The 10,240-nt window shown below is 70.6% G+C and carries 8 protein-coding genes and 1 pseudogene; 4 read left to right on the forward strand and 5 right to left on the reverse strand.

Translation table 11 applies throughout. The features are described from left to right. Both GT030_RS34705 and GT030_RS34710 read left to right on the forward strand, forming a co-directional pair. Positions 1-255, forward strand: a 255-nt coding sequence (locus GT030_RS34705; RefSeq protein WP_161204466.1) for a helix-turn-helix domain-containing protein, incomplete at its 5' end; no start/stop codon positions are given. Further along, positions 248-1,360 carry a HAMP domain-containing sensor histidine kinase gene (locus tag GT030_RS34710; RefSeq protein WP_161204467.1) on the forward strand — a complete coding sequence of 371 codons (1,113 nt, stop codon included), beginning with the start codon at positions 248-250 and terminating at the stop codon, positions 1,358-1,360. The genes GT030_RS34705 and GT030_RS34710, both read left to right, overlap by 8 nt. 1 nt (position 1,361) lies before the next feature. On the opposite strand, the gene GT030_RS34715 is transcribed toward GT030_RS34710, so the two are convergent. The 3 genes and pseudogenes from GT030_RS34715 to GT030_RS37005 all read right to left on the reverse strand — a co-directional run. Further along, positions 1,362-2,351, reverse strand: coding sequence for an NAD-dependent epimerase/dehydratase family protein (locus GT030_RS34715; RefSeq protein ID WP_161204468.1), 990 nt, complete (start codon positions 2,349-2,351; stop codon positions 1,362-1,364). An 80-nt stretch (positions 2,352-2,431) separates the two neighbouring features. Further along, positions 2,432-2,896, reverse strand: a complete 465-nt coding sequence (locus tag GT030_RS34720; RefSeq protein WP_161204469.1) for a DUF5709 domain-containing protein — start codon at positions 2,894-2,896, stop codon at positions 2,432-2,434. Between the two features lie 503 nt (positions 2,897-3,399). Then, positions 3,400-3,501: pseudogene (locus GT030_RS37005) on the reverse strand (SDR family NAD(P)-dependent oxidoreductase); the annotation flags it as partial. 740 nt (positions 3,502-4,241) lie between these two features. Here GT030_RS37005 and GT030_RS34730 point away from each other — a divergent pair. Beyond that, positions 4,242-5,276, forward strand: a complete 1,035-nt coding sequence (locus GT030_RS34730; protein ID WP_161204470.1) for a hypothetical protein — start codon at positions 4,242-4,244, stop codon at positions 5,274-5,276. Here the strand turns inward: GT030_RS34730 and GT030_RS36015 are convergent. Then, positions 5,260-6,714 carry a DUF308 domain-containing protein gene (locus tag GT030_RS36015; RefSeq protein ID WP_202460936.1) on the reverse strand — a complete coding sequence of 485 codons (1,455 nt, stop codon included), beginning with the start codon at positions 6,712-6,714 and terminating at the stop codon, positions 5,260-5,262. The genes GT030_RS34730 and GT030_RS36015 overlap by 17 nt on opposite strands. Before the next feature lie 341 nt (positions 6,715-7,055). Between GT030_RS36015 and GT030_RS34740 the strand changes: the two genes are divergently transcribed. After that, complete coding sequence (locus tag GT030_RS34740) at positions 7,056-7,469, forward strand: SRPBCC family protein (protein WP_161204471.1); 414 nt, start codon at positions 7,056-7,058, stop codon at positions 7,467-7,469. Here GT030_RS34740 and GT030_RS34745 read toward each other — a convergent pair. Then, positions 7,466-10,240, reverse strand: a 2,775-nt coding sequence (locus tag GT030_RS34745; RefSeq protein WP_161204472.1) for an amino acid adenylation domain-containing protein, incomplete at its 5' end; no start/stop codon positions are given. The genes GT030_RS34740 and GT030_RS34745 overlap by 4 nt on opposite strands.

A 10,240-nucleotide genomic window follows, 5' to 3' on the forward strand; every position in this document is an offset into this window, starting at 1 on the left:
ACCCTGCGGGAGTTCGATCTGCTGGCATTTTTTCTGCGGCATCCGGGCCGCGCCTTCGGCCGCGAGGAGCTGATGCGAGAGGTGTGGGGCTGGGACTTCGGCGACCTGTCCACGGTGACCGTCCATGTCCGCCGGCTGCGCGGCAAGGTCGAGGAGGACCCGGCCCGGCCCCGGCTGATCCGTACCGTCTGGGGCGTCGGCTACCGCTTCGAACCGGAAGCGGCCGCCGGGCCGGAGGAGGACCGACGTGCGTGACAACCTCCTCATCGCCCTGTACGCCTTCCTCGGTGCCGCCGCCTCCGGTCTGGTCGGCGCGGCCGTGCTCCGGCTGGTCCGGCGCCGCTCGCTGACCGCCTCGCTCACCGTGGTCGCGGGCGTCGGCGTGTTCGCCATGCTGGCGGGCACCATGGCGGTGGCATGGGCGATGTTCCTGTCCCCGCACGACCTGCGGGTGGTGACCACGGTCGTCGCCATGGCGGCGGTCGTCTCGTTGGCGAGTGCGCTCCTGCTGGGTCGCCGGGTGGTCGCCCGCAGCCGGGAACTGACCGACGCGGCACGGCACTTCGGCGACGCGGGCGCCTTCTCCGCACCCGCCGCCCCGGCCACCGCCGAACTGGACGCCCTGAGCCGGGAACTTGCCGCGACCAGCGCCCGGCTGGCCGCCTCACGTGAGCGCGAACGCGCCCTGGAGGCGTCCCGGCGTGAGCTGGTCGCCTGGATCTCGCACGATCTGCGGACCCCGCTGGCTGGTCTGCGCGCCATGTCGGAGGCGCTGGAGGACGGGGTCGCCGCCGATCCGGCCCGCTATCTGCGGCAGATCCGCACCGAGGTGGAACGCCTCAACGGCATGGTCGGCGACCTCTTCGAACTCTCCCGCATCCACGCCGGGACGCTCCCCCTGAGCCCTTCGCGGATCTCGCTGTACGACCTGGTGGGCGACGCCCTCGCCGGGGTCGGACCGCTCGCCCGTGAGCACGGCGTACGGCTGGTGGGCGACGGGGTGCGGCCGGTGCCGGTCGAGGTGGACGGCAAGGAGATGAGCCGGGTCATCGCCAACCTGCTCGTCAACGCCATCCGCCGGACCCCGGCCGACGGCACGGTCGCCGTCGCGGCCCGGCGGGCGCCGGAGGGCGTGGTGCTGTCGGTGACGGACGGCTGCGGCGGCATCCCCGAGGAGGACCTGCCCCGCGTCTTCGACACCGGCTGGCGCGGCACGGACGCGCGGACGCCCCCGGCGGGCGCGGGGCTCGGGCTGGCCATCGTCCGGGGGATCGTGGAGGCGCACCAGGGGCGGGCCAGTGTACGGAACATCCCCGGCGGCTGCCGCTTCGAGGTGACCCTGCCCGCCCCGGCCTCCTGACTCAGCCGGTCCCCGCGAACTCCGCCATCCCCTCGGCGAAGGTGACCCCGGGCCGCCAGTGCAGCTCGGTGCGCAGCCGGGCGGAGTCCGCGGTGATGTGCCGCACGTCGCCGAGGCGGTACTCGCCGGTGACCACCGGCTCCGGGCCACCGTGCGCGGCGGCCAGCGCCCGGGCCAGCTCGCCGACCGTACGGGGCTCGCCGCTGCCGGTGTTGTACGCGGTCAGCGTGCCGGGCCGGTCCGGCGCCGTGAGCGCGGCCAGGTTCGCCGCCGCCACGTCCCGTACGTGCACGAAGTCGCGGCGCTGGCGCCCGTCCTCGAACACCCTTGGCGCCTCCCCCCGTTCCAGCGCCGAGCGGAAGAACGCGGCGACTCCGGCGTAGGGGGTGTCGCGGGGCATCCGGGGGCCGTACACGTTGTGGTAGCGCAGGGAGAGCGCGGTGCCGTCGGTGGCGCGGGCCCAGGCGGCGGCCAGGTGCTCCTGGGCCAGCTTGGTGGCGGCGTAGACGTTGCGCGGGTCGGCCGGGGCGTCCTCTCCCACCAGGCCGGGGGCGAGCGCGGTGCCGCAGACGGGGCACGGCGGCTCGAACCGGCCTTCCTTCAGGTCGGCCTCGGCGCGCGGGCCCGGCCGTACGAACCCGTGGGCCGGGCACTCGTAGCGGCCCTCGCCGTACACCACCATCGACCCGGCCAGCACCAGCCGTCGCACGCCCGCCTTCGCCATCGCGGCCAGCAGGACGGCGGTGCCGAGGTCGTTGCGGGAGACGTACTCGGCCGCGTCGTCGACACCGTTGCCGAGCCCGACCATGGCCGCCTGGTGGCAGACGGCGTCCACCCCGGCGAGGGCGCGGGCGACGGCCTCGCGGTCCCGCACGTCCGCGGCGGAATTGTCACGGACGTCGAAGACCACGGCCTCATGCCCGGACGCCCGCAGCGCGTCCACGACGTGCGACCCGATGAACCCGGCACCGCCGGTGACCAATACACGCATGGCCTCAAGCTAGGCGCCCGGACGCCCGCTTCCTCGGTCCACCGCTCCGGCGTCACCACTCGGTAAGAATCCGTGCGCGGTCAGCCCTCGTCCTGGATCACATGCACGGCCGCCTCCTCCGCGCCCGCCGCGCCCCCGTCGATACCGACGTCCTCCGCGACCTCCTCGCTCACCGTGTCGGTGTGCGCGCCCTCGTCCGGGGCGACCAGGCGGCCCGCGCGGGTGTCGCCGACCTCCGGGTCGACCGGTTCGCCCTCCCCGCCGGGCAGGTCACCCACCCCGTCCCCGGCCGGCGCGGACACGTCCGGCACCTCCTGCTCCAGCCGCTCGTCCAGCGTCTCCCCCTCCTGCTGCTCGGCGGCCGTGGTCCCGTGCTTGGTGACGCCCAGGGGCCGCTCGGGCGGGGAGTACCCCTCGTCGAGGATCTCGTCGTAGTCCCGCTCACCGACCGCGTCCTCAAGATCCAGCGGCGCGGCGTCCTCCTGCTCCTCATTGCCGCCGGTGGGCTGGTAGGCGTCGTCCGCCATCGGGGTCTCGTCACTCATGGTCGCCTCCTGGCGCTCGCGGTCAAGCGGTCCCGGTCCGCGTTTCCCGGAGGCGGCCGAATAATCCTGCCCACCGGCGAAACCCCTGCTCAGCTCCGGGGTCGCGCGCGATCCCGTGCGTCCGGCCTCTTGATCCACCGTCGTCGGCGAGGTGTACGGCGGTTTCCGGCGGCTGCGCGACGGGAGGGGGAGCGGCTCGCCGCGCTGGCGGCCGGCACGCGTCAGCCACGGCCGCACGAGTACGACACGCACCCGCCTGCCGTTGAGCGGATCGCCCGGACAGAGAAACTGCCTACGGCTTCGGCGCGCTCGCGGCTCTGATCGGGACGGGCGCGGTGGTCGGGGCCGTTCGCCGTCGTGCGGTATCGGCCGTACCCGAGCCTGAGCCCGAGGCGGAGAGGTGAACGGTCTGCCGTTCCGGGTGAGTCAGTTGACGCTGTCGAAGTTCTCGGCCGTCTCACCCGGCGGCGTCCAAGGGCGGTACCGGGATACCGGGCCGTCTGCACGGCGGCCTCGTTCGTGTCGGCCCGTACGACGGCCGCGCCGGCCTCGGCGAGGGCCCGGGCGGTGGCCGGCCCCATGCCGGAGGCAGCGCCGGTGACCAGGGCGACCTGACCTTCGGCTGTCGCAAGTTGGGCCCATCAGTGTGCCATCCCTTCCCTGCCCCCTCCGCCACCGTCCGAACGAGCCGCTGCCCCGGCTGCCGCGCACAAACCGAAAAGGGTGGCGTGGCACGGTTCGCGAGGAGCACGGCCCACGAGCTGACGCTCCTTCCGGCCCAGGGGCACTTCTGCAGACGCCCGGACTCACGTTGCGTGATGTGCCGAGCCGGTGAAAAATGTGCTTGTAGCGGCTTTTGCAGCGGACCTGTACGCGGAAGCAAGCCGTTGGACCACTCTCGAAAAGTTCTGTCCGCAACGGACAAACCAGTGCGACGTATATCCCGTCTGGATGCACGATGGCCAGAACCACTCGGCGACACGTCCTGCACGTGGCCGGCGCATCCGCCTTGGCAGTAGCGCTCGGGTTGCCCGCAGCTCCCGTGACCCCTCTGCCGGCCTCTCAAGTCCCCAGCGAGGCCCGGGCGGACCTGCCTCGTCGGTCACCGCCTTCTTCACCCGAGCCTCCGTCACCGCGGCCCACTCCCCCATCGACGCCGGATGCTCCGTCGGACACGACATCGGCTCCTTCGTCGACACCGAGCACTCCGCCCTCGACGACATCACCTTCTAGCTCCACACCGAGCGGGACTCCGAGTCCGACCGAGACCCCGCACCCGAGCAAGACGTCGGACACCGACGAGCCGTCCAGTCCCAGCGAAGGCGATACATCGGCGTCCCACGCCGTGACGCAGCAGAAGGAAGACATCGATGAAGTCACGGGAGATCTGAACCACAAGAAGGAGCAAGTTCCGGAGGAGTTGGTCCCCAGCCTGGGGCAACTGACCACAGCCCTAAGGGCGGTGGAGGACCCGGGGACCTCGCCGCAGGAGCGTGAAGGCGTCATCAGGACCGCGCAGGCTCTGAGCTCCACCCTGGACGTGATCGCCGATCCTGAGACACCTCAACCGCTGCGGGGACAGTTGACCGAGCTCGTGAAGCAGGTGACCGCCGCGCTGGACACAGCGAACCAGTCAGGGACATCGCCCGGGCAGCGGCGCACGGTCACCCTGGTCGCGGAGAGGTCGGCGTCCGTCCTGCACATGATCGCTGACCGCGGGACGCCGCAGGGGCTGCGCGCACAGCTGAGCGGGACCGTGAACAACGTGACCACCGCCGTAACCCGTGACCGTCATGCGAGGACCTTGAAGCTCGCGAAGTCAATGACTGCTTCGCTGGCCATCATCAGCGACCCGAACACTCCAGACAAGGAGCGGAAGGAGCTCGCGGAAACCACGCACGAGGCCAGTTCGTCTCTGGAAAATCAGGGTGACTCGGACGAGCAGACCGAGCGCATGAAGAAGAAGCAGGAGGAAGCCGCCTCCGCGCAGGACCTGCCGGACGAACCCCTCCCGAAGGCGGCCGAAGCCTGCACGAATGCCGTCTTCGATTCCGTCTCGGACGACACTCTTAACCGCGATCTCAAGAGTGTAGTACCCGCGAAGTGGAAAACCGAAGGCGTCAACGATTTCTGGAAATCGGACGAATCAGGGGACGACTCCCTTGATGTACTCGTCCAGTTGCTGAATGAGGAATCCGTCAACGCTCGGCTGAAAATCAGACGTCTCATCCCCAAGCTCGCTGATACCGTACCGGCAAGTGAACTCTTCGAGACCCTCGCCACTCCGGGGCTTCATTGCCTCCGGGCGGCCCTGCAACTCGATCAGGATTCCGGAGTCAAATCGGGTTCCTGGGTCAAGATGGCTAAGGAGAAGGAATAGCCTTCAGCAACTCCGCCACGGACACCTCCGAATAGGCATAAACCGTGGATACGCCGAATCTGTCAACTTCTCTTGCTTCTTCGGCAGGATCACCCGCAGCCCCTCCTCCTTTGAAATCATAAGTGGAAGAAATAGAGTATTCAGGGCCTCTTTTCGGTGACCACTCCGCCGTCACATAGCGTGGTTTACGGGTCACGTTTATCAGGTTGTCGTTGTGACGCAACCGGCCGTGATATCTGAGCGTTTCCTCGCACAACGCCGGATGACAGTAGTACGGGCTCTTCTTGATCCACGATGCGTGTGGTTCACTGAAGTGCCCCACGTCGATCCGCCCGCGATCCTTCCTCATGTATGTGACCTGCAGGTCGACGCGCAGAAGGTCGTACCGGACGTTCTTGGGAATCTCAAACACATGCACCCGAGCGTCTTCCTGTCCACTGCCGAGAACTTCACCCGGCCGATAGAATCGCCCGCTACTGATCCGCGTGTATTCGAGTTGATCGACGTGAAGTTCCGCTTCCTCTCTCGTCTCACCCTCCTCGAAGCTATCCTTCCACTGCTGCTTCGCCAAATTACCCTGCCCGGAATACTTGGCAGTTCTGCCGTACACGGTGAAGTCATTGATGACGACGTATACCGAGACCTCTCCAGTGTTCCGGACAGAGAGTTTCAAAGGGACCTGAATGAAGGGGCGTACGCGATCTTCCCGCGCCGTCCCAAATTCCGCCTTCAGTGCGAAACGCATAGGGGCAACTGCTGGTTGGTACATGGTTGAGTACGTCAGACTGAGAGCAGTCAGGAGGGCCGATACGAACACGCCGGCCGCAAATCGCTTGGGTTGCGGAACTCCCTTCCATGTCTTCTCCCGGACCAGCAGGACGAGGGCCCACACCGACCAGCACCAGAGAGGCATGAACGCCAGCATGTAGGGCGTGTACTCCCGCTCTTCGAGCCACATCAGAAGGAGAAGGCTGTCGGTACCGAGCGATATGAGGACACCGAGCAGGACGATCGCACCGGAGACTCTGGACTGCCGTCTTCCCCAGTAGTCGAGTACCGAGATCGCTGCCGCGACCTGTATCAGACTGGACAGGACGAAGAGGGCCCCGGTTATTCGTTGCGCGAAAGTCAGGGCGCCGGAGGCGTCCGGCCATCCGATGATTCCGTTGAGGACCGCGGACGCGACCAGTCCCAGCATCAGAAGGACGCCGGTCACGCGTCTTCTCCAGACCCGGGCGGGCCAGGTACTGCTGTCCCCGCCGCGCCAGCACACTGATGCCGGATCCTCCACATCCACATCCGGGTAACCGAGGCGATCCAGCAGCTTTCGCAGCTCACGCAGCGACCAGGCGGTGCCTACGGTCTCCCCGCCGATGGTCACCCGCCGAAGACCACGACCGTCCGGTGCCTCGACGACGACCCATGGACGGATGTTCATGAAGCCAGCCTCGAACCGGAGCCGGAACCGCGCATGCGGGTTTGCTCCGGTTGGCCCCACGCGGACGGCCCCGTCCTCCAGATGCAGGTAGACCGACCGGCAAAAGGATCACTTGAGGCGGCGTGTGGTGGGCCGCTGAACCCAGCGGTAACCCGTGGCTTCGGCAGCGACCGCGGACGTCCGCGCCCCCAACCGCTCGACTGTTGCGACACCCTTCGGCGAGGAGATCGCCGAGGCCCCGTGACCCGGTACTGAGCCACCCGTCCGCGCCCGCTCACCCGTCCGGATCAATCCGCCCGTCCGCACCGTTACCGCCCCCCGCGCCGGGGCACAGCGGGACCATGGGTAACTACGACAACTCGATCACCGTGGCCGTCCCCGCGGACCGCCTCTTCGACTACCTCGCGGACGTGGAGAACCTCCCGTCCTACCTCCCCCGGCTGACCGCGGTCGAGCCGGAGGGCGGGGACCGGGTCACCGTCACCGCGCACATCGACCCGCCCGGCGAGCCCGAGCAGGACGTCACCAGCGAGGCGTGGATCCATGTGCTGGAGGACGGCAAGAGCCTGGAGTGGGGCGCGCCCGGCCCCGACGACTACCACGGCCGGCTGCACGTGGCCGCGGGCGACGAGGCGGGCAGCTCGCGGCTGACCGTCGAGCTGCACACCGACAACGCCGAGGGCGAGCACGTCAGCCGCGGCCTGGAGGAAGCCCTGCACGGCATCAAGCGCGCCGCCGAGCGGTCCGCCCGCTAGCGGTCCGTCCCTCCCTTCCCCGGCTCCGGCAGGAAGCCCGTGCGCTGGAACCAGGTGAGGTAGCGGGTGAGCACCTCGTCGGTCAGGTCGGGCTGGTGGACTCCCAGGGTGTCCACCGCCTTGGCCGTCTGGTGGGAGTCGAAGCGCCGCCGGTCCATCGCCTCGTGCCGGGTCTGCGGCTCGTCCCCGAGGAAGAGCTGGGCCGCGTTGTCCGGATCGGCGGCGACGCGCGCCTGCCATTCTTCGACGGGGACGGTGTTCAGCTCGTGGCCGAGCCGGGCGGCCGCCGCGAACACGCGGCCCAGGTCCGGGGCGTCCGGGTTGGTGAAGTGGTAGACCTCGCCGCCCGTCTGCACCGCCCCGGCGAGCGCCACGACCGCCCGGCTGACGTAATCCACCGGCACCCAGTCGGTGGAGCCGTACGGCAGGTCGGGCACGGCTCCGGCCTGGAGGCAGCCCTTGATGAGCTGCCACAGCAGGTCCCGGTTCTGGCAGGCGCCGGTGGCGGTGTCGCCGCTGATCCGGCCGGGCCGGTGCACGGTGACCGGCAGACCCCGTGCGGCGGCGAGCCCGACCAGGCCCTCGGCGACCCACTTGCTGCGGGCGTACCCGTCGGGCAGGTCGGCCGGCGGCCCGGTCGGGGTGGACTCGGTGACGACGACCGGGTCGGGTCCGGTCGCCGGGGCGAACACGCTGGTGGTGGAGATGTAGTGCAGGCCCGGTGACGCCGAGTCGGCGAGCAGCCGCAGCAGTTCCTCGGTGCCCGCGACGTTGGGGGCGCGCAGATCCCCGTACCCGGCGGCGAAGTTGACGCGGGCGCCGTTGTGCAGGACCGGACCAAGGCGGCGGACCAGCGCCATGCGGTCCTCCGGGGTCAGGCCGAGGCCGGGGGCGGCGAGGTCACCCGGCACCGCGTTGACCAGGGTCTCGTAGCGGGACTGCCAGAGGCCGTAGTGCTCCAGGTTGGCCCGCAGCCGCTCGGCGGCCCTGAGCGGGTCCTCGGCGCGGACCAGGCAGTCGACGGGGCCGTCGGTGCTCTCGATGAGGTCCCGCAGGAGGAACGCGCCCAGGAACCCCGAGGCACCGGTGAGGAGCGGGCGCGCGCCGGGACGGGCGCCCCTGCGGACGGTGGCCGTGATGTCCGGGGCGAGGCGGACCTCGGCGGCGAGGTCGGGTCCGCCGGCGTACCCCTGCTCCCCCGGTGTGCGCTCCAGCAGGCGGGCGACGCCCTCCACGGTCGGCGCGGCGAAGAGGTCCCGCAGGGACAGGCGCCGGCCGCGGCGTTCCTCGATCCGCTGGGCGAGGGTGACGGCGAGGAGGGAATGCCCCCCGAGGGCGAAGAAGTCGTCGTGGACGCCGACTCGGGGTACACCGAGGGTCTCCGCGAACGCCGCGCACAGCTCGCGTTCCAGGTCGGTGCGCGGGGCGGTGCCCTCGCCGGGCGCGGTGCGCTCGGGCGCGGGGAGGGCCCGCCGGTCGGTCTTGCCGTTGGGGGTGAGGGGCAGGGTGTCGAGCGTGACGCAGGCGGCCGGGACCATGTGGTCCGGCAGCGTCTCGGCGAGCCGGGCGCGCAGTTCGGTGCCGTCGGGGACCCGCTGCCCCTCCTCCGCGACCGTGTAGGCGACCAGGCGCCGGTCGCCGGGCCGGTCCTCGCGGACCATCGCGCAGGCGGAGCCGACACCGGGCAGCGCGGTCAGCGCGGCCTCGATCTCACCCAGTTCGATGCGGAATCCACGCAGTTTGACCTGGTCGTCGACGCGCGCGACGTAGACGAGTTCGCCGTCGGCGGTCCAGCGGGCCAGGTCGCCGGTGCGGTACATCCGGCCGCCCGCGCGGTCGAAAGGGTCGGCCACGAACCGGGTCGCGGTGAGGGCGGGCCGCTCGTGGTAACCACGGGCGAGGCTCGCGCCGGAGACGTACAACTCGCCGACCACGCCGGGCGGTACGGGGGCCAGCCGGTCGTCCAGGACGTGGACGCGGGTGCCGTCGACGGGGACGCCGATGGGCACGGTGCGGTCGGGGGCGAGAGGGCCGTCGGCGGGCTGGAAGGCGCTCATGGTGGCGCAGACGGTGGTCTCGGTGGGCCCGTACGCGTTGACCAGGTACCGGCCGCGCGCCCAGGTGTGCACCAGGTGCGGCGGGCACGCCTCACCGGCGAGGGCGATGGTGGTGCCTTCGGGCAGCGAGCCGGGCGGCATCACGGCGAGCGCGGCGGGCGGCAGGGTGAGGTGGGTGACCCCGCGCTCCCGGACCGTGCCGGCGAGGGCCGGTCCGGGCAGCAGGGCGTCGCGCTCGTCGATCTCCAGGCAGGCCCCGGTGAACAGGCCCATGCACATCTCCCAGAACGCCGCGTCGAAGCTCACGGACGCGAGGTGCAGCACCCGGTCGCCCGGTCCGACCCGCAGCCGCTCGGCGTGGGTCCGGGCCAGCGCGCCGACTCCCTGGTGGGTGACGACGACGCCCTTGGGCAGACCGGTGGAACCGGACGTGTAGATGACGTACGCCGGGTGCGCCGGGTCGGGGTCACCGGGGGCGGGGGCGGACGCCGTGCCCTGCACGAGGTCCCTCACGTGGACGTACGGCACCGGCAGTTCGGGCAGCCGCTCGCGCACCTCGGGGGTGGTCAGCAGCAGGCGCGGCCGTGAGTCCTCGACCATATGGGTGAGGCGCCGGGCCGGATAGTCGGGGTCCAGCGGTACGTAGGCGGCCCCGGCCTTCAGGACGCCGAGCAGGGTGACCAGCAGCTCGCGGTCGCGGGGCAGCGCGACCGC

The organism is Streptomyces sp. SID1328 (genome assembly GCF_009865595.1).
Classification (GTDB): Bacteria; Actinomycetota; Actinomycetes; order Streptomycetales; family Streptomycetaceae; genus Streptomyces; species Streptomyces griseoluteus.

Bases quoted from the DNA above. Each gene is read 5' to 3' on its own strand.
- GT030_RS34740 (WP_161204471.1), top strand. From the start codon at position 7,056: ATGGGTAACTACGACAACTCGATCACCGTGGCCGTCCCCGCGGACCGC.
- GT030_RS36015 (WP_202460936.1), bottom strand. From the start codon at position 6,714: ATGAACATCCGTCCATGGGTCGTCGTCGAGGCACCGGACGGTCGTGGT.
- GT030_RS34720 (WP_161204469.1), bottom strand. From the start codon at position 2,896: ATGAGTGACGAGACCCCGATGGCGGACGACGCCTACCAGCCCACCGGC.
- GT030_RS34715 (WP_161204468.1), bottom strand. From the start codon at position 2,351: ATGCGTGTATTGGTCACCGGCGGTGCCGGGTTCATCGGGTCGCACGTC.